A 17,807-nucleotide genomic window follows, 5' to 3' on the forward strand; every position below is an offset into this window, starting at 1 on the left:
TGGAATTATCATGTCGGGTCCCTCGTCGAACATCTCTGCGATTAAATTAGGTCTGCTGGTTGCCTGGCCCGCCTTCTGGACCGGCGTCCCGCTGAAATTGGTGATCTCGTTTCTTTTCTTGGCCATGGGCGTCCACCCATGGGAAATGCCGGGGTTGGCCTTCCTGCTTCTGCTGTCGATCCCTATCGACATCTGGGCCCTCAATCTCAGTACGAAGACCGTCTTTTTGGACCGGTTGCATGTGAAGGCCCCCGACTCTGCCGGGCTCACCATCTGGTGGCAAGCGGCACTGCTCAGTGCGATCTACCTGCCGATTGCTTATTTTGTGCAAGGTGAAGCGGTTTCGGTCTCGAAGTCGATCACTGCGTGGATTCTGGAATTCTTCAAAGAGATCCCAGTGGCCGAACGAATCAGTATCGAGCTTGTCTTGTGGGGGACGCCGGCGACCCTGGTCCTGCTTCTCCTCACATTGGCCTGGTTGTACTTCTTCGGGAAGATCGTGAAACGGCAGACGAATCTCGGTGTTCCTGTCGATGCCCCGCTTCCAAACGTTGTTCGGCTCTGGGATCTTATGCGTGTGCCGGCCGACCAGCCGCTGATGCTCACCGCCACTACGGCAGTCGGCGTATTTCTGGTCATGTTGTTATGGGCCTTCATGCCCGTCACCACGCCACATCCGCACGAGTCGGAGAAGAAAGACGTCGCGAAGGTGCCTGTCTTCAAGCCGGCTGATGCTTTACAAAAAACTGAAAAGGTCATTGCCAAGGCCGAAGCGGCGGTGCAGTCTCTCGAAGAGAAGGCGGCGTCGGAACCACATAAAGACGAGAAGGCTAAAGGCAAAGCCGGCGGCAAAGAATCGCCGAAGGCGGCATCGGAACCAGCGAAGTCGATGAAAGCGGCTGTGGCTCCAGAAAAGGAGCATAGCCATGGGCCCGAAGATCACAAACATTAAACATTGTGGCGTCGAGCCGTTGGGCGAGGAGAAGTTTATGAGGAACGACGGCGATATGAGACCGAAGCTCGTTGATCTGTATCGGCGCCATGCGGTACCACTGACGGGTTTAGCCGTTACTATCGGTCTGCTAGGCCTACCCGCACTCGGGCTGGCTCAGGATGCACCCAGTTCAGCAGCCACCGCCTATCGTGATATTCCGCAGCTCGGCGGGAGCCGGAATCTTATTTGGATCATCGCGCAGTTGCATTTGCTTCTGGCAGGCTTTGTCCTCGGGGTGCCCATTTTTGCCTGGCTCTGTGAGGTGGTGGGTTGGAAAACCGGCGAAAAGCGTTACGACAAGTTGGCGAAAGAGTTTACGAAGCTGCTGACCTCCTCCTATGCAACCACCGCGCTGTTTGGCGGCATTCTCTTGTTCATGCTGATCGGCTTCTACCCAAAATTAATGGCCTATCTTTCAGACATCTTTTTCCCGTCGTTCGTCGTTTACTGCGGATTATTCCTCGTTGAAACCGCGACGCTCTATCTTTACTGGTACGGCTGGGACGTGATGCAAGGCAACAAGAAGCCATTACACCTCTTCCTTGGCTTTTTGCTGAATGTCTTCGCATTTTTTATCATGATCGTGCCCAATTCATGGGCAACGTTCCAAGCCAGCCCCGTCGTCATAGCGGAAGGCTCAGATTTCGCGCGGGCATGGGCGGCGACCTGGAATCCCACGTGGTGGCCGGTCAATATTCACCGCTTGATCGCCAATGTCGTCCTCGGGGGATATATCTGCGGCGCCTATGCGGGTATTCGTTATCTCTCGGCCCAGACTCCGGAAGAACGCGATCATTACGATTGGATGGGCTACGTCGGTAATTTCATAGGCGTTTTTGGCCTTCTGCCGCTGCCCTTCGCCGGCTACTGGTTGATGCGTGAAATCTATCAGTACAACCAGCAAATGGGGATCACACTGATGGGTGGCTTCCTTTCGTGGCTGTTCATCCTCCAGGCCATGCTCATCGGCGTACTGTTTCTGGGGTCCAATTATTACTTCTGGCTCGGCATCACGCACCGTATTCCGGGCTCAGAAGTGAAATATCGTAAGCCGATCATGACGATGTTGGTCATTCTTTTGTTATGCCTCGGTGTCTGGATGACCCCGCACTCGTTGGTGGCCAGCCTCGAAGAAGCACGCAAGATGGGAGGGACGCACCACCCGCTGTTAGGCGTCTTCGGCGTCATGTCGGCCAAGATGACTGTCGCCAATCTAATGATTCTCGTGACCTTCATGAGTTTTATTATGTACTGGCGAGCCGGCAAAGAAGAGACGGCAGGCTGGGCGAAGATCGCGAAGGCAATCATGAGCGGCGTACTCGTCATTGCCGGGATTGTCGTGATCGTGCTGGGTGTATGGGGTTATTTTGTGCCCGCCATTATCCGCATTAATTATTTCAGCGTCGCTCAGGTGTTGATTGTCTTATTCGTCATGCTGACCATCACGCCGCTGACTGCACTGTTGGTCAGGAGCGCCAGGACCACTACGGAAATGGTCTGGGGACGCATGCCTCCGAGGGCCGGCTATGCGCTGGTCTTGAACGCAGTGATGGTGATCCTATTGATGACGTTAATGGGGTATGCCAGATCCTCTTCCCGCGTTCACTGGCACGTTTATGGGGTCATGCGTGACTCTTCTCAGTATGCCTATTCACCGGCTCTCGGCTACGCCGCAGCCTTCATGTCCTTGAATACGTTCCTCTTCTGTATGTTGGTCGCCTTCATTTTCTGGGTCGCCACCATGGGGGACAAGGCAAAAGGGAAGGAGCCGATCGAAGAGAAGAAGCACGCACCAGTCGGCGCCTATCCTGCTATGGCGGGGGGATCTCCGGGGTTGGATGAGAAGCACTGAATGCTCCATTCGGAATGGTGAACGTTGGAGGCGTCCGTCTCGTCCATTCAACGGTTACTTCGGAATGAACAATTGCTCTGAGGGACTATGAGCGAAGTCGCATTGTTACAGTTGATCGGCATTTCGGTCGTGGGGCTTGGCATCGCCATTCTGCTCTTTATCAAGGCGCGATTTGTGAGAGTCGTCGGCTTTGTGGCGATTGTGCTTGGCTTGTTTTCGATCACCGCCCTGAGCGTGCCTCAGATGGCATCCCTGCCGCCTGCAGAAGAAAAGTTCGACGTCGCAAGTATTAAGACGGCCTCGGATATGGCAGCAATCGGGCAGAAGATTTTCTTCAGTAAAGGCCAATGCGCGTTGTGTCATTCCATCGGTCCGAGCGAATCGGCGAGGTGCCCTGATCTCAAGGGGATTGGCGCGAAACTCAGCCGTGAGTTTATCTACGAAAGCTTGACGCAGCCACAGGCCTATATTTATCTGGACTATCGCCATGAGGGGCCACCAAAGGAATACCCGGCTCGTATGCCGTTCATCAACAAAAATCCGATCGGCTTATCGAAAAACGAAATTTTATCGGTTATCGCTTTCCTTCAACAGATGAGCGGGGAACCGATCAGCGTCAGTCCGTCAGAAATCACCCAGGCATCGGATGTGCCAACGGCTCCCGGTAAGCCGGAGCAAACCGCCGCGGCGATTCCGATCCATGGCAGTGGTCTGAATTAAGTGACACAAGAGCTGAAGAAGGGATAGTGCTATGAAAGGTGGGGTGCTCGTACGGTCGGTCCTTCTTATCGTTGGCATCTATGTCTTTCTCAAATTTCTGTTGCCTTTATTTACGGCGCCGCTTCCTTCGAGCTTGATCTTCCTGTACCTCACTCTCACGTCCGCGGGCATTTTAATTTTTGCCACACTGAGCGGGGAATCGACGGAGGCCTTCTGGGGGCCCATCGTACGGTTCTTAAGCGGGGACGGGCAAGATGGGGCGATGAAACTAGCGCGGTTCGCTGTCCTCATGCTGTTTCCCCTGTTGGTAGGGTGGCAGACCTACAATAGTACTGCGCCGAGCGATGAACCGCCTGGTGAAAATCGTACTATTCACCCGGCTCCGCCTGGGGAATTCGTCGGTCTCGCGAATCCATTTCCGCCCACACCTGAAAATATTGCCTATGGAAAAGGACGATATTTCTCATTGTGCTTCCCCTGTCACGGAAACTTTGATGGGAAGGGGCCGGCTGCAAAAGGATTTAATCCACCGCCTGCAAATTTTGCTGATCCCACAACAATTGCGATGCTCCAGGAAAGTTATCTGTTCTGGCGCATCAAAAAGGGTGGAGTGGGTCTCTCCATTGAAGGTATGCCCTGGAAATCAGCAATGCCGCGATGGGAGCATGAGCTCTCCGATGAGGATATTTGGAAGATTATCATGGGCGAATATGATGGCGCGCATCAGAAACCAAGAACGTGGGAGTAGAGAGAAAGGGGCAGTCCAATTATCTCTCTCCCGGCGGAGCGTCCGGACTAATGTACAGACATCTGAAAGGTGCGTGTAGCGCCTAGAGTGATGGCGGACAGTCGTGCAGTGGAAGGGAACTTGACGGTCCCTCCGTGTCGAGAAAGGGAGTAAGGAAAGAGGAGCCATGAGAAGACTGAGACAACGTGGTGTATATGGCAGCGGCCCCGTAATCGGCGTCCTCTTCCTATTCTTAATTCTTTTCCCCGATCTGAACTTCGCTCAGGAAAGCGTCTCGGTGCGAGCACACGTGGCCAAAGGTGTGGTCCCGGTCGAGGATCCCAACGCTGCAGATTGGAACGACGTACCCGTTTCGGAGTTCCCACTCTCTCCTCAAGTACACTGGCCGACGAGGATTTTAGAAGTCACGGCGCAGTCGGTGAAGGTTCGGGCCTTACATGATGGTCAACAACTCGCCATGCTGCTTGAATATGCCGATCCCACCGAGGACCCCGACGACGCCGCCGCGGTCGAATTCATGGTAGGCGATCAGAAGGCCCATTTCGCGCACGGCCAACCGATGCTGCAGGTCCAGGGCGGACCGGTCAATATCTGGTACTGGAAAAACAAGGATGCCAAGGTATTGGATATGAACGCCCAAGGGTTCGGCACGTTGAAAGTGCAGGACAAACAGGACACCAAAGGGAAAGGCGTTTACCAGAACGGCATCTGGAAAGTGGTCTTCAGTCGAGCGCTGTCCACCGGAGATGCTGAACATGATACCCAGATTAAACCGGGCGAGTATATTAACGTCGCCTTCGCTATTTGGGACGGAAAAAAGCTGGAGAGCGGGGATCTGAAGGAGAAAGGGTCACAGAAGGCGGTTTCATCGTGGTGGTATTTCCGGGCCGACCCGGCGCCTGATTACTCGAGCTATGTCTATGCCGCCTTGGCGATCGGGATCGCCGTCGCCGTGCAATTCGTCATCATCAGGAAATTGAAGAAAGGGTCCTCCACATGAGGGCGGGCACAGGTATGAGCGCGTATCGAGGCGTCCGTAGGGTGGTGATGGGGATGATGGTCGTTGCCGTCGGGAGTGCGATGGGTGTTGCCGGATGCGGCCTATTCCAAAATGAAACGGTGTCGCGGGGAGAGCATTTGTACGCCCACTATTGTATGCACTGCCATGGTGAAAACGGACGTCAGAACGAAGGGTACAATTGGGCCATGATGCCGGATCCTCGTCCAAAAGATCTTTCGAATAAGAGCGAGATGTCGACGTTTAAAGATGAAGAAATATTCTCGACCATCTCGCGGGATATGAAAGATACCACTCCTGAACTCGGCGATAAGATCGGAGACGACGAATTTGCGGTGCCAACCATGCCGACGTTTAAGTATACCCTGGCTGAAGAAGAAATCTGGTCCATTGTCGCTTATGTTCGGACGCTCCATGGCATGAAGTTGACCTTTGATGTCGAAGCGAGAAAAAAGGAGCTTCAGGAGAAACTGCAGACCGCGCAACAGGCTAATGATCAGGCCAAGCAGGCCTTCGAACTCGCAGAAAAGAAAGCCTCCGAAGAAGCCGATAAAAAGGGCGTCGAAGTTGACGAGTCTGCATTTGCAAAGGAGCAAGAAGCGCTGGCCCTCGCCGCTAAAGAATTGGAATCAGCAAAGGTCATGGTGGCTTCATTTGTAAATCGACCGAAACTTCCGAGTGTGCCCCGCCCCGATCTGGCGATGGCCCCTGAGGAAGCTGCCAAGCAGGCCACGCTTGGCAAACGCCTCTATACCAACAAGTATGGCTGCAATGCCTGCCATCGTGTCGGTGAAGAGGGAGGGATCGTCGGGCCTGCACTGGATCGAGCAGGCTTCAGGTTGAATTCGACCTGGGCCTATCGTTGGATGAAATCTCCGCAAGGCATGAAACCGGAAACGAGAATGCCGGCCCTTGGTCTTAGTGATCCGGACGCTAAAGCAGTGACAATGTACTTGGCCACCTTGAAGGCCCCTAAAGAAGAAAAACCTATTGAACGAGCGGGGAACTAGCCGTTTCTACTCGCTGAACAGGTTGTCGCCAGACCTTCACCTCACAGCACTGAGCGCAGTCTCTCGCCCGCTTCGCTTGTCATCAAATCGGCAATCTTAGGGAAACGGTGCCAGGATTGCTCCGTGCTTCCTCTCGACAACTGCTACCGATCATTGTTCGTGGAGCAAGATTCGTTGATGTGCGGGGCACTTGTCTGGGATGGAAGTATCGGCTCACAGGAATCCGATCCAAATTCCAGCCAAGATTAACCATCCGACCCAAACATGCTGCCTAAAAAGACGAAATGCTTGGGGGGGCAAAATGGGGTTGCGGACTGCCAAGACTTGCTGCGTAAGAAAGCCGGCTAACGCTGCGAGGACTCCATAGAATCCTGCATTCAGTCCGTAGTACCAGCCGGTCAAGCCGAGTAGAACGAACATGAGCGTCAAGCAGCTCCCTACCGCAAGCCAAGCATATGAGCCGAACAGGATGGCGGATGACCGAACCCCGATTCGAAGATCATCATCCCGATCCTGAAGCGCATAAATTGTATCGTAAGCGATAGCCCAGCAGATCGTTGAGGCGTAGAGCAGGAAGGCGGGCAACGGGACATCGGAGGTCGTGGCGGCCCACGCCATAATGACTCCCCAGCCGAATGCGATGCCGAGCACGGCTTGCGGCAGGGGAAACAGACGTTTCGAAAATGGATAGAGGACAGCTAGGAGTACCGCCACAGGACTGAGAGCGATGGCCAAGGAATCCAACAGGAGCAGCAAGCCGGCCGACATGGAGAGCAAGACAACGATAGTCAGCGACGCCTGCCGGATACTGACCGTCCCACTCGCCAAAGGACGGGTACGTGTGCGCGTGACACGCCGATCAAAGGAGCGGTCTGCGAGGTCGTTCATCACGACCCCCGCGCTTCGCATGACGAATGAGCCCGCGGCAAAAATCAGCACCAACTTCAACGATGGGCGACCCTGGGAGGCGAAGACCAGAGCCCAGAAGGTGGGAAGCATGAGCAGGAGTGTCCCGGACTGATTGGGCAATCGAATCAATCGTGCGAGTTCTGTCCAAAGTCGGATGTTCTTGCCCCCGACGGTCTGCGGGTCGGCTGTCGAGACGGACGATTGTGCGGATGGTTCAGCCATTTGCGGCACGATACTGAAGGGTGCCGACGATGTCAACGAATGGGAAGGAAGGGTGGCACATTGCCTTCCCGTCCAAATTTGCGGTATACCTGCGTCGTGAGAGGTTCGCCTCGTCTTCCGGCCGATCGGCCGTTCAGATATGTCCTGATGCCTCGCCTGGTCATCGTGCTCCTTCTGATATCACTGTCCGGGTGTAGCGGGACATCAAAGATCTTCAGCCGGTTTAGTGAACCGGACGGGTACTGGCTTCCGCTGACGGTTGACCTGCGTCTTGATCCGAGTGTTACCGATGCGTCGCTGGAGTATACGGATGCGTGCGGCCGACCGCAGGCGGTATCGGTCGGCGAGCGGCTGACTGCCTCACTTAAAAAAGACATGGGGCTGGTGTTTCAACGGATTCAGATCCCACCGGCCGCGCAAAAAGCAGATGGAGCGGTCGATGTGGCGTTGGGGTTGAAGGAAGCCGATCTCTTCATTCCACGCCAAACCTCCAAAACATACCCCGTCACAGTCATCGTCGGTGCAACAATTTCTTATACGGACGCTGACGGCCATGTCATGTACACCAAGAATCTGCGAACCGAGGCCCATGGCACCGTTGAGACAGAAGGCCAGAGCTGTGAGGTGAAGGGACTCGGAGCTGTAGCCAATGAAGCCGTCACGAATCTGACACAAGGACTTAAGAAGCATCTCGGCACGTCCACGAAGATCCGAGAGGCCGCCGAACGCAAAACCTCAAACGGTGGACCTACGGTCTCTTCTCCCGTTCCACAAATGGCCGCCTCACCGCCGGGCGCGGTGGCCCCTGTACCCACAGCGCCGCCACCCACAGCGGCCTCCCAGACTGTATCATTGGCCTATCGCGTGATGTTGCGGGAAGGCCAGACCAATGAACGACTCGAGAGCGGTGAAAAAGTCACGATGGAAGTGGAGGTGAGCAATACAGGCGCGATCCCTGCAAAAGACGTCGTCATTCGCTTTTCAGGCACAGCCGTATTGGTGGAGCAGTTCGCCAACCCGGTTCCCGTCGGCGACATGCGACCAAGTGAGATGAAGCGCGTCGTTGTGAGTGCCCGCATACCGCCTACGGATGTTGTGCGCCAAGGTGAGTTGGTGCTGTCCGTCGTAGCCGCCAATGGAGCCTCGCCTGTTCAGAAGAAGTTTCCTATCGAATGGCATCCTTCTCATGACAACCCACGTGTATCATGGGAGGACGAAGTCGATCGTATTCCAGACAACGCTCGAGGACCGGAACAGAAAAAGACCATCGGCATTGCGATCGGTATCGGCGCCTTCAGACATCCCACGCTGCTCCCCGTACCGTTCGCCGCGCACGATGCCGAGATCATGGCCGACTATTTTAACAAGCTCAGTGGCATTCCGACCGAGCATATCCAGCTGCTCACCGACACCCGCGCGCTTAAAGATGACTTCGTCGAAGTTTTCGAAGAGTGGCTCCCTAACCAAGTCCAACCCGGCAGTGAGGTCATGATCTTTATTGCGGGTCGCGCGCTCGTGAGTCCTTCTACGGGCGCCGTGTCACTCATTCCTCATGAAGGCGACCCGGGCTCACCTCTTCGGTTGGTTTCGCTCCGCAGGGTGCATGAGGCATTGGCTCGTCTCCCGATTCACCGCGCCGTGCTGATGATGGACCTGACCTGGACCTCAAACGGGACGGAGCCGTCGGCCGATGGAAGGGAACCGACATGGGCCCCCGTTCCAGCGGCACTTCGCGGTGAGAAGCTGGTGCAAATTGTAGGGACAAGCGGGCACGAACAGGCTCTTCAGTACGAAGAGGGGCGGCATGGCCTATTTACGTATTTTCTACTGAAAGGTCTCGGCGGGGCGGCCGATCGTGATGAAAATGGCCTCGTGGCGGTAGGGGAGCTATGTGGATATGTCGGGGAGCACGTCACCGCTACAGCTACAAAAACATATCAGCAGGCTCAGCATCCGATCTGTGCTCCTCCCGTGCATACCACTTCCAAATCCGGTGGCGCGCCGCTCTCACGTCTTAAGTAGGTTGACATGAAGACCACCTGAAGAGGACGATTGACACACACGCAAACTCCTCGCTATCATATTGATGTCCTGTGCCCGCCTTGTGTCTTTGCTGTACTCCAGCGCCGGCGTAGCTCAGTTGGTAGAGCAGCGGTTTCGTAAACCGCAGGTCGTTGGTTCAATCCCAATCGCCGGCTCCATATATTCAATGGCTTCCGTTGCACTCCCCCCTCGTACGCGGGACCACGGTTGCACGGGGGTTGCGAATGGGGTTACTGAGACACTCTTCACACTATGACTGTCCAGCCGGTCTACTGCCCGTTTGTTGCCGCCTGGAATGAGATGCCCATAAAGATCTACCGTGACTTGAATCGAGGAATGTCCCATCTGCTCACATAGACGAGACTCTCGCCTTGTTGCAGAAGAAGCGAAGCAAAGGTATGCCGAAGGTCATGGAAGCGTGTGCGGCGGAGGCCAGATGCCTTCAGCAATTTGCGGAAGATACGCTTGCGAAGATTGTCAGGATCAAGAATTCCGCCCGCCTCGTTGCAAAAGACCCATTTCGACATCTCCGTACATCCGTTGGCGGCTGCCGACTGCCGCTCGGTATGGAGCTGTTTCAGTGCGTCCCGGAGTTCCTTCGACATATCTACGCGGCGGCATTCCCCGCTTTTGGGGGTGCATATCTCTCCACGGGAATAGTTGCGTTGCACGTCGATGAACCGTCCTTCCAGGTGAATGCTGTCCCATTGCAAGGCCAAGTCAATCCTGCAATGGCAAGGTCTTTGACCTTCTCTCGGCTTATGTGGCTTAATTTCAAGGAGCCGAGCATCGGTAGGACATCGCGTTTTAAGATTTTTTGGTAATCATCGTATGTTGAGTGTTTCCGTGTATGCTGGATGCGCTCTAGCCATGTCCCGGCGTACTGTTCCAATGAAATGGTTCCTGCATTCTGTAAAGCGCCGTGCTCCCCCAATGCTAAACGAGCCTGTATTTGGCCTGCGGCCTGGCGAGCCGCTTTCTTACCCACATCCCCGACGCCCACTCGTTTGGCTTTACGCTGCCCATTATGATTGATGAATAACCACCATGCGCCCTTCCATTCACGGACTTTAACTCCCATGCTTTAGCCCTCCTTTGTTTCTGGGTTGTTTAACCAGCTCATTGAGCGTAATGCCAAGGGCCTTGCACAGTTTTATGAGCGTGGACAGTCGAGGATCAAGCTTCCCGGCCTCTAAGCGGGCCACGGCCACGTAATGCACCCCTGAAAGGTCTCCCAATCGACGGAGCGTGAGGCCAAGACGTTCCCGATGTTCCCGCAAGCGCAGCATACCACATGATAGCATATATGCTACCTGCAACGCAATATTACTATAGGTAAGGCGGCTTAAGCCCTTCTCCGAATTGCTTGTTCCCTCTAATGGGCGGCACACTGATAGACATGGAATATGTTGTCGCCACTGTGATCGGGGTGGTGGCTGTCGTTTGCTCCGGCATAACGCTCCTTTGGCTTTCCGGGGCTGTCGCATTGCAGTGGTACGAGGCCGAGGGATACCAATCCGACCCCTATTATCATGGAGACTAAACGTATGTATCGACTGATCCTGGCATCGTTGACCGTCATGGCGGCCCTTTCCGTCCTCCCGGCGTCTGCCGCTTCGGGGGAACAACCGTCTACACCGTCTACATGGTCGCTCAATGACATACTGAATCACGGCAGCCGCATTCTTACAGAGACGATTACGCAGGGTCTGGCGGTCATCCAAGACCGCATTGAGATGGATGCCACAACGACGCCCAGCTCGGACGGCGAAGAGTCCACCCATCTGCTTCTAAAGCTGTTTCCCAACGGCAAGAGCCAGCCGGATGATGCCATGAGCCTCGAAGGGACTTTTCGGCGGTCCCCAGACCCTTCCGATAAGCATTTCGGTTTCGATCTTCGCATTATGCCCCCAAAGCCCAAAGCCGAGCCGAAGGAATACATCTGATCGGTTCACTGACGTCCGCGCAAGGTGCGATCCGTTCCATTTAGCCCCTTCAATACATCGTCCACCATCGCGCCCAAATTAACCTGCGGCGTCACTTGTTTCGTGAGAAACATCTCAATATCCGTCAGGCGAACCAAGACCTTCTCCCGTGGTCCGGCTTGATGGCGCGGCAAGCCTTTAACAAACCAACGTCGCATGGTCTTCAGAGACACTCCGGCCCACGCAGCCGCATCGCGCAAAGGTAGATAGCCAGGCTGTAGCGCACTACCCGGCACGTCTACTCCCAGGCACCAGGTTGCTGGTACAGTCGGTACAGTGATGTGTCCACTCTTTTCTATTCTTTTTCATCGCACCAAAGTTTTAAACAAGATGCTCTGTACGCTGTACCAGCTGTACCAGTCACAGGAATGGCGATGGTGCATTGGGGTGCAACGACAACCCGCCATAGCACGTTAGCCTGGCCTCTCCCACGCGGGGCCGTGCCTTGTCGGTCACAGAGGGGAAGTGCTTCAGGACCTCCTTGCTAAACTCATGGCTTTTGAGCGGTTCATGCCGTTCCTGTTTACAGAAGGTGCAGTACGACTGATACAGCTCTCCTTTGTTGACATACACGCCCGTCGTTGCGGTGCAGTATTCTTCTAAGAACAGACGGGCTGAATTGGCCTGACGCCTAAATTCGCAGGCGGCATCCTGACTAACTTTGGGTTGGGTAAATCGCCCCTGTTCCCGTAACCGGGCCTGCCCCGCTATCGACCAATTCAAAATTCCACTCATCTCTTCGGCCAGCTCTACAGTGAGATTTTTGTTTTGTTCGGCCTCCGGGATAGTCACGGGGAACGGTATGGCAATCAACCGCCGCCATATTCCCTCGCTACGATCCTTGAAGGGCAAGGTGGAATTGGCGGCAATAATCAGCTTGGCTGTTGGCATGGCGGTGAAGGGTTTCTCGTACTTGTTCTCCATCCGCATGGGGTCTTCCCCCGTAAACTGTTTAATCACAGCCTCGTCCAGTTGCCGCACGTTATCGACCTCCGACGCAAGGTTGACGAGTTTCCCCAACGTTAAAGCGAGATCAAATCGCTCACCGAGCCGAGACAGGGGGACACTACTGACATTCTCCAGTCCCAAGAGCATCCGAAGGACGCGAAGGATCACCCCCTTACCGTTTGCGCCTTCTCCGAAAAGTAGAAAAAATTTCTGCTGGCTCGTATCAAATGTCAGGCAATACCCGAACATTTCTTGTATGAGCCATTGGCATTCGGGGTCAGGCAATACGCTTGCGATGAACGATTCCCAGCGCGGGCAAACAGCACTAGGATCATAGGCAAACGGTAATAGGACCGTACTGACGAACGACGGCGTATGCGGAACAATGAGCCTCTCACTCACTCCCCGTAAGGGAGATTTGATGTCCACGATCCCGTTTTGCACGACAATCAGATCAGGTCGCGTCTCCCAGCCCCTCTCTATCCGCATGGCAGGCAAATCAATAAGAGTGGGCATCTCGCAAATGGCATGGAGATTCGCTATCACCCCCGCTTGAAAGGCCGGTGTTGCTAGCTTCTTATCGACTTGGCGCAGGTACCGCATCACATCCGCTTTGATATCGTCCGCGTCCCGTTGCACATATATTGTGCCGTCGTACCGATACCAGCCGCGTCGGTAATACCGTAGGAGAAGCAAGCCTTCCCGCCGGAGGCCCCGCAGCTTTAGGTATTGGTCCGCCGCGTCAGCGGCCAGAAACCTTTTTGCTCGCTTGTCGTTGGTCGATGCTGTCGTCTTCAGTATCTTCCAGTCCGATTTCAGCTCTCTATCCGCGAAGGCGTCAGCCAATCCTTTTAACCGTTCTGCTTGTTCGTCCAATGGCCTTCCCCTTTGTTAAGTTGGTGTAACGTAGTTTGAACGCTTCAGCTTCCAGTGCTTCAGCACGTTCCCTTTTCTGGTACGCGCCACAGACAGCATCGGTGGCTGCATCCCAATCCTCATCCGTCCAGGCGGTCGTATTGAGGTTGCACGCGAACGGAAAGACCGCGTCGGCATCAAGCCGTAACGTCAGGGCCTTGTCTTCAAGGGCCGCTGCCTCTTTCCGCCAATCCCTACGCTTGCTGACCGATCTGCCCGTGCGTCGTTTGCCGGATGCCGGGTGGTAAAAGAGGTCAGCGACACGAATGCCCATAGCCGCTGCGATCTCGTTCAACTCGCACCCCGCCCAGCACTTCATCAAGACGCAGGTATCGCCCTCCGCCAGTGACAGGGACGGTGTCCGGTCCGGGTGTGCAGGGCAGCAGGCCGACCACCCCCGTGAGGTAGGCCGCACCCGCTCTAACCGGCTCAATACGTTGTCCATCGTATGAACGGCGATATCGTTATCGTTTGGTGCCTGCGGCATGTCTCCCTCCTTCAGCCCGGCCATCCATCTCGTTGTGCGTTGGCATTCCCGTTCGGCAGATTCTTCAAGTGCGTCTCTAGTTCATCGGGCAGCACAACGAGCTTGCGGCCCAGCCGCCGAGATGGAATGACCCCTTGCTCAAGGAGCCGACGAGCCGACGACACCTTGCAGCCCAACAGGCGGGCCACATCCGAGACGTGGTAGATGAGCGGTTCAGTTGCAGCAGCCATGAGAAACCTCCTATGGTGATGCGCCGTATGCATGGCGCGGGTTTCGGAACACGAAGTTGGTCCGATTTGTCCTTGGCATCACGGAATACGAAGAACCTGCCTTTCCATACGGCTGGCCTTCGATAATTTTGTTAGAAACGCCTGTCAGGGCCAATTTTCCGGCCCACGAAGCCATTGCTACGCCTTAGGGCACTACTGCTTGCGTATGACTCTCAAATCCGCCACATCGCTCCTCCTTACGGCGTCTATTAAGTTTTTTCGGTTGGCGTAACTGCATACGAGGGAATTTATTTCCCGTACGGCCCCCTGAGGGCTGAATGATCCAAACGGTCCGGTTTTGGGCGAAATGAAGTGTGAAGATTCAGAATTGGAGATTAGCTACGGGATGGAAGGACGCCAAGTGATCGTGAGGCGGAAAGACGGCATGGAACGAGGGCGCTATGGATCACCGCGCCTTCTGCCACGTATCGTCCCCTCATCCCATACGACGGAACCCTTCAGGGACTCGGTATGGTTGGTACTGCCGGACAGTTTAGGCACGTCGGCGGGCTGGCGATCATCCCTGCTTCTGCACTCACATCGTTCAGCCTGGATACCGTCCAATCCTCACCCACGATGGCTGTCACAGGGGCGGCCACTTCAGGGATGTCTGTCTCAGAGCGACATCAGTCGGATATTCCACACGGCACAACACCCTTCAATTCCCCAACAACGTACGGCTCTGAGCGGCCTACCTTAGATACGGCATCCGATAGGGCCTTCCATGTCCAGGTTGGCTATGGGTTCGCTTGGCTCTAATGTAAGACCAATGGCCCTCTTGACACTCGTCAGGTCACAGCATACGCTCGCACGCCATTAGTTCATTTACCTAACGCATGTATAGGGCCACCCATGTTTGAGCAAGCCTTCAAGAATATTGACGACGTTCTGTGGAAAGAGGCGGGTTGTACGACCGAGTTGGATTACACCGAACAGACTTCATGGCTACTGTTTCTGAAATACCTGGACGGGCTGGAACAGGACAGGGCAATGGAGGCTCGGCTGGACGGTAAGAAGTATTCGTTCATCTTGGATAAAGACAATCGCTGGGAAAGCTGGGCCGCGCCAAAAGACAAGGACCGCCAGATCGACCATCACAAGGCGATGACCGGCGATGACCTGCGCGATTTCGTGAACCTGAAGCTCTTTCCCTACCTGCACGGCTTCAAGCTGAAGGCCACCGGCCCGAACACAATCGAGTACAAGATCGGCGAGATCTTCGGGGAGATCAAGAACAAGATTTCCAGTGGCTACAACCTGCGGGAGATCATCGACCACATCGATGAACTACGCTTCCGTTCTCAGACAGAGAAGCATGAACTGTCCCATCTCTATGAAGCCAAGATCAAGAACATGGGCAATGCCGGGCGGAACGGCGGCGAGTATTACACCCCACGTCCCCTTATCCGGGCCATCGTCCAGGTCGTTAAGCCGAAGATCGGGGACCGCATCTATGATGGTGCCTGTGGTTCAGCAGGCTTCTTGTGCGAGTCATTTGAATATCTGAGGGCCAAGCCCAACCTCACCACGAAGGATGCCAAAACGCTCCAAGAGCGCACGTTCTACGGCAAGGAGAAGAAGTCTCTGGCCTACGTGATCGGGATCATGAATATGATCCTGCATGGCATCGAGGCCCCGAACATCGTCCACACGAATACCCTCACTGAGAACCTCGCCGACATCCAAGACAAGGACCGCTATGACGTGGTGCTAGCCAATCCGCCCTTCGGCGGTAAAGAGCGTAAGGAAGTGCAGCAAAACTTCCCCATCCGCACCGGCGAGACCGCGTTCCTGTTCCTTCAGCACTTCATCAAAATCCTGAGGGCTGGGGGGCGGGGCGGCGTGGTTATCAAGAATACGTTCCTCTCCAACACCGATAACGCCTCAGTCAGCCTACGTAAGCTATTGCTGGAAAGCTGTAATCTGCACACCATCCTAGACTGCCCTAGTGGGACGTTCCAGGGCGCAGGGGTCAAGACGGTGGTGCTGTTCTTTGAGAAGGGCGCTCCTACCCGGAAGGTCTGGTACTACCAGCTCGACCCTGGCCGAAACCTTGGCAAGACGAACCCGCTCAATGATGCTGACCTCGCTGACTTCATCAAGTTGCAAAAGAAGTTTGCCGATTCCCGTAAGTCGTGGAGCATAGATGTCAAGAGCATCGATACGATAACCTACGACCTCTCTGTGAAGAATCCAAACGGCTCGGATGAGGTGGCACACCGTAGTCCGAAGGAAATCTTGGACCAAATTAACGCACTAGACGGCGAGAGCGCGAAAATAGTCGCAACAATCAGGGGCCTGCTATGAAGACGAACTGGAAAGCAAAGAAGCTGTCTGCCCTGGTTGAAGTTCAGAATGGCTACGCATTCGACTCCAAACAATTCTCGGCGTCAGTTGGGATACCGCTCATACGCATTCGTGATCTTAAAGTTGGAATCGAAACTGAAACAAGATTTACTGGTAAATTCGACGAAAAGTATATAGTCAAACCTGGTGATTTCCTCATCGGGATGGACGGTGAGTTCGGATGCTATGAGTGGAAGGGAAGACCGGCACTACTGAACCAACGAGTGTGCCGTCTTCAAGGGTTTATCGACGATCTCTCGCCAAGGTTCTTATTCTACGGTGTGAACAGCTACTTGAAAGAGATAGAAGATGCCACAGGCTATACGACGGTAAAACATCTTTCTTCACGGCAAATTCTTGACATCAATTTTCCCTTACCGCCACTGCAAGACCAGCACCGCGTCGTCCGCATCCTCGACGAAGCCCTCGATGGCATCGCCACCGCCAAAACCAACGCCGAGAAGAACCTTCGAAACGCCAGCGGATTGTTTGACAGCCACCTGCAATCGGTCTTTACCCAGCAGGGGGAGGAGTCAGCCTGGAAGAACCCTGATCGTCAGACCACTCTGCAAGGCGAATGTTTCAAAGCTCATAAGCAGGATGGGCTATCCCACGCTTCTAAGTTAAATTTTGCTAACGACGGTGGCGTCAATATTACGAAGACTGGGGGCCGGGATGCCACACTACGTCACATACCGGGGAGGTTTGCACTGGCTGTTGGAATGCCTAAGACAGCATCACGAAAAGGATGGCGATGGAGTCCACTTACCCAGTTGGCAAGACTCGAATCAGGTCACACTCCCAGCAGAAAGCACCCTGAATACTGGGGGGGATCGGTTCCTTGGATAGGCATACAGGACGCCAGGGAGCATCATGGCTGCAAGATAGAGGACACTTCGCAGCACACTAACGAGTTAGGCATTGCTAACTCGTCCGCAAGAATTTTGCCTCCAAACACTGTCTGTCTTTCAAGAACAGCATCGGTAGGTTATGTAGTCGTCATGGCGCGACCAATGGCGACTAGTCAGGATTTCGTAAACTGGGTCTGTTCGGATGAGCTAAATCCTGACTTCCTCAAATATCTTTTTCTAGCGGAGGGGCGTCAGCTCCTACGCTTCGCCAGTGGAGCAGTGCATCAGACAATTTACTTCCCGGAAGCTAAAGCATTTCACATTTGTCATCCCTCTCTTGGTGAGCAGCTCCGTGTCGTAAGTGAACTGGACTCTCTACGTAAAGAAACGCAACGCTTGGAATCCGTCTACCAGCGCAAGGTCGCCGCACTGGACGCCCTACAACAATCGCTACTGCACCACGCCTTCACCGGCCATCTCTAAAAAGCGT

At 54.7% G+C, this 17,807-nt stretch carries 18 protein-coding genes and 1 tRNA gene; 11 read left to right on the forward strand and 8 right to left on the reverse strand.

What is annotated here, in order from left to right; all coding sequences use genetic code 11:
- The first annotated feature begins 10 nt into the window (after positions 1-10).
- From ACWHYZ_RS05910 to ACWHYZ_RS05935, 6 genes are all read left to right on the forward strand, one after another.
- Complete coding sequence (locus ACWHYZ_RS05910; RefSeq protein WP_447986359.1) at positions 11-952, forward strand: hypothetical protein; 942 nt, start codon at positions 11-13, stop codon at positions 950-952.
- Positions 927-2,846: a cytochrome ubiquinol oxidase subunit I gene (locus ACWHYZ_RS05915; protein WP_447986360.1), complete on the forward strand. Its 1,920-nt coding sequence runs from the start codon at positions 927-929 to the stop codon at positions 2,844-2,846. Before ACWHYZ_RS05910 ends, ACWHYZ_RS05915 begins: the two co-directional genes overlap by 26 nt.
- Before the next feature lie 87 nt (positions 2,847-2,933).
- Positions 2,934-3,566 carry a c-type cytochrome gene (locus tag ACWHYZ_RS05920; protein ID WP_447986361.1) on the forward strand — a complete coding sequence of 211 codons (633 nt, stop codon included), beginning with the start codon at positions 2,934-2,936 and terminating at the stop codon, positions 3,564-3,566.
- A 31-nt stretch (positions 3,567-3,597) separates the two neighbouring features.
- Positions 3,598-4,314 (forward strand): c-type cytochrome, encoded by a 717-nt coding sequence (locus ACWHYZ_RS05925; protein ID WP_447986362.1) that lies wholly within the window; start codon positions 3,598-3,600, stop codon positions 4,312-4,314.
- A gap of 166 nt (positions 4,315-4,480) precedes the next feature.
- Positions 4,481-5,314 carry an ethylbenzene dehydrogenase-related protein gene (locus tag ACWHYZ_RS05930; RefSeq protein WP_447986363.1) on the forward strand — a complete coding sequence of 278 codons (834 nt, stop codon included), beginning with the start codon at positions 4,481-4,483 and terminating at the stop codon, positions 5,312-5,314.
- A gap of 14 nt (positions 5,315-5,328) precedes the next feature.
- The gene (locus ACWHYZ_RS05935) at positions 5,329-6,342 is read left to right on the forward strand and encodes a c-type cytochrome (protein WP_447986364.1); all 1,014 of its coding nucleotides are present in this window, start codon (positions 5,329-5,331) and stop codon (positions 6,340-6,342) included.
- A 213-nt stretch (positions 6,343-6,555) separates the two neighbouring features.
- Here the strand turns inward: ACWHYZ_RS05935 and ubiA are convergent, their stop codons facing one another.
- The gene (ubiA, locus tag ACWHYZ_RS05940) at positions 6,556-7,473 is read right to left on the reverse strand and encodes a 4-hydroxybenzoate octaprenyltransferase (RefSeq protein ID WP_447986365.1); all 918 of its coding nucleotides are present in this window, start codon (positions 7,471-7,473) and stop codon (positions 6,556-6,558) included.
- Between the two features lie 147 nt (positions 7,474-7,620).
- On the opposite strand from ubiA, the gene ACWHYZ_RS05945 reads away from it, so the two are divergent.
- Both ACWHYZ_RS05945 and ACWHYZ_RS05950 read left to right on the forward strand, forming a co-directional pair.
- Positions 7,621-9,495 (forward strand): hypothetical protein, encoded by a 1,875-nt coding sequence (locus ACWHYZ_RS05945; RefSeq protein WP_447986366.1) that lies wholly within the window; start codon positions 7,621-7,623, stop codon positions 9,493-9,495.
- Positions 9,496-9,598: 103 nt separating this feature from the next.
- Positions 9,599-9,674 (forward strand) — tRNA-Thr (locus ACWHYZ_RS05950).
- 156 nt (positions 9,675-9,830) lie between these two features.
- Here the strand turns inward: ACWHYZ_RS05950 and ACWHYZ_RS05955 are convergent.
- The 3 genes from ACWHYZ_RS05955 to ACWHYZ_RS05965 are packed head-to-tail and all read right to left on the reverse strand — an operon-like array spanning position 9,831 to position 10,805.
- A complete protein-coding gene (locus ACWHYZ_RS05955) occupies positions 9,831-10,187 on the reverse strand; it encodes a tyrosine-type recombinase/integrase (RefSeq protein ID WP_447986367.1) in 357 nt (118 codons plus the stop codon).
- The gene (locus ACWHYZ_RS05960; RefSeq protein WP_447986368.1) at positions 10,124-10,597 is read right to left on the reverse strand and encodes a tyrosine-type recombinase/integrase; all 474 of its coding nucleotides are present in this window, start codon (positions 10,595-10,597) and stop codon (positions 10,124-10,126) included. Before ACWHYZ_RS05960 ends, ACWHYZ_RS05955 begins: the two co-directional genes overlap by 64 nt.
- Positions 10,587-10,805: a helix-turn-helix domain-containing protein gene (locus ACWHYZ_RS05965; protein ID WP_447986369.1), complete on the reverse strand. Its 219-nt coding sequence runs from the start codon at positions 10,803-10,805 to the stop codon at positions 10,587-10,589. Before ACWHYZ_RS05965 ends, ACWHYZ_RS05960 begins: the two co-directional genes overlap by 11 nt.
- Positions 10,806-11,063: 258 nt before the next feature.
- Here ACWHYZ_RS05965 and ACWHYZ_RS05970 point away from each other — a divergent pair, with 258 nt between their 5' ends.
- On the forward strand, positions 11,064-11,462 hold the full coding sequence (locus ACWHYZ_RS05970) for a hypothetical protein (protein ID WP_447986370.1): 399 nt from the start codon (positions 11,064-11,066) through the stop codon (positions 11,460-11,462).
- Positions 11,463-11,467: 5 nt separating this feature from the next.
- On the opposite strand, the gene ACWHYZ_RS05975 is transcribed toward ACWHYZ_RS05970, so the two are convergent.
- From ACWHYZ_RS05975 to ACWHYZ_RS05990, 4 genes are all read right to left on the reverse strand, one after another.
- Positions 11,468-11,737, reverse strand: coding sequence for a hypothetical protein (locus ACWHYZ_RS05975; RefSeq protein WP_447986371.1), 270 nt, complete (start codon positions 11,735-11,737; stop codon positions 11,468-11,470).
- Positions 11,738-11,861: 124 nt separating this feature from the next.
- Entirely contained in the window at positions 11,862-13,325 is a 1,464-nt protein-coding gene (locus ACWHYZ_RS05980; RefSeq protein ID WP_447986372.1) for a DNA primase family protein, read from the reverse strand.
- On the reverse strand, positions 13,288-13,851 hold the full coding sequence (locus tag ACWHYZ_RS05985) for a hypothetical protein (protein ID WP_447986373.1): 564 nt from the start codon (positions 13,849-13,851) through the stop codon (positions 13,288-13,290). The genes ACWHYZ_RS05980 and ACWHYZ_RS05985 overlap by 38 nt, the downstream gene beginning before the upstream one ends.
- A gap of 11 nt (positions 13,852-13,862) precedes the next feature.
- The gene (locus ACWHYZ_RS05990; protein WP_447986374.1) at positions 13,863-14,081 is read right to left on the reverse strand and encodes a helix-turn-helix domain-containing protein; all 219 of its coding nucleotides are present in this window, start codon (positions 14,079-14,081) and stop codon (positions 13,863-13,865) included.
- 891 nt (positions 14,082-14,972) lie between these two features.
- Here ACWHYZ_RS05990 and ACWHYZ_RS05995 point away from each other — a divergent pair.
- Together ACWHYZ_RS05995 and ACWHYZ_RS06000 are read left to right on the forward strand one after the other, a co-directional pair.
- Positions 14,973-16,427 (forward strand): N-6 DNA methylase, encoded by a 1,455-nt coding sequence (locus tag ACWHYZ_RS05995; RefSeq protein WP_447986375.1) that lies wholly within the window; start codon positions 14,973-14,975, stop codon positions 16,425-16,427.
- The gene (locus ACWHYZ_RS06000; RefSeq protein WP_447986376.1) at positions 16,424-17,800 is read left to right on the forward strand and encodes a restriction endonuclease subunit S; all 1,377 of its coding nucleotides are present in this window, start codon (positions 16,424-16,426) and stop codon (positions 17,798-17,800) included. Before ACWHYZ_RS05995 ends, ACWHYZ_RS06000 begins: the two co-directional genes overlap by 4 nt.
- The last annotated feature ends 7 nt before the right edge of the window (positions 17,801-17,807 follow it).

This window comes from Nitrospira sp. Nam74 (assembly GCF_965152615.1).

Excerpts from the sequence above, each read along its gene's own strand:
- ACWHYZ_RS05915 (WP_447986360.1), top strand. The coding sequence starts at position 927 with ATGGGCCCGAAGATCACAAACATTAAACATTGTGGCGTCGAGCCGTTG.
- ubiA (WP_447986365.1), bottom strand. The coding sequence starts at position 7,473 with ATGGCTGAACCATCCGCACAATCGTCCGTCTCGACAGCCGACCCGCAG.
- ACWHYZ_RS06000 (WP_447986376.1), top strand. The coding sequence starts at position 16,424 with ATGAAGACGAACTGGAAAGCAAAGAAGCTGTCTGCCCTGGTTGAAGTT.
- ACWHYZ_RS05985 (WP_447986373.1), bottom strand. The coding sequence starts at position 13,851 with ATGCCGCAGGCACCAAACGATAACGATATCGCCGTTCATACGATGGAC.
- ACWHYZ_RS05925 (WP_447986362.1), top strand. The coding sequence starts at position 3,598 with ATGAAAGGTGGGGTGCTCGTACGGTCGGTCCTTCTTATCGTTGGCATC.
- ACWHYZ_RS05930 (WP_447986363.1), top strand. The coding sequence starts at position 4,481 with ATGAGAAGACTGAGACAACGTGGTGTATATGGCAGCGGCCCCGTAATC.
- ACWHYZ_RS05965 (WP_447986369.1), bottom strand. The coding sequence starts at position 10,805 with ATGCTGCGCTTGCGGGAACATCGGGAACGTCTTGGCCTCACGCTCCGT.
- ACWHYZ_RS05910 (WP_447986359.1), top strand. The coding sequence starts at position 11 with ATGTCGGGTCCCTCGTCGAACATCTCTGCGATTAAATTAGGTCTGCTG.
- ACWHYZ_RS05970 (WP_447986370.1), top strand. The coding sequence starts at position 11,064 with ATGTATCGACTGATCCTGGCATCGTTGACCGTCATGGCGGCCCTTTCC.
- ACWHYZ_RS05990 (WP_447986374.1), bottom strand. The coding sequence starts at position 14,081 with ATGGCTGCTGCAACTGAACCGCTCATCTACCACGTCTCGGATGTGGCC.
- ACWHYZ_RS05960 (WP_447986368.1), bottom strand. The coding sequence starts at position 10,597 with ATGGGAGTTAAAGTCCGTGAATGGAAGGGCGCATGGTGGTTATTCATC.
- ACWHYZ_RS05945 (WP_447986366.1), top strand. The coding sequence starts at position 7,621 with ATGCCTCGCCTGGTCATCGTGCTCCTTCTGATATCACTGTCCGGGTGT.
- ACWHYZ_RS05920 (WP_447986361.1), top strand. The coding sequence starts at position 2,934 with ATGAGCGAAGTCGCATTGTTACAGTTGATCGGCATTTCGGTCGTGGGG.
- ACWHYZ_RS05935 (WP_447986364.1), top strand. The coding sequence starts at position 5,329 with ATGAGCGCGTATCGAGGCGTCCGTAGGGTGGTGATGGGGATGATGGTC.
- ACWHYZ_RS05995 (WP_447986375.1), top strand. The coding sequence starts at position 14,973 with ATGTTTGAGCAAGCCTTCAAGAATATTGACGACGTTCTGTGGAAAGAG.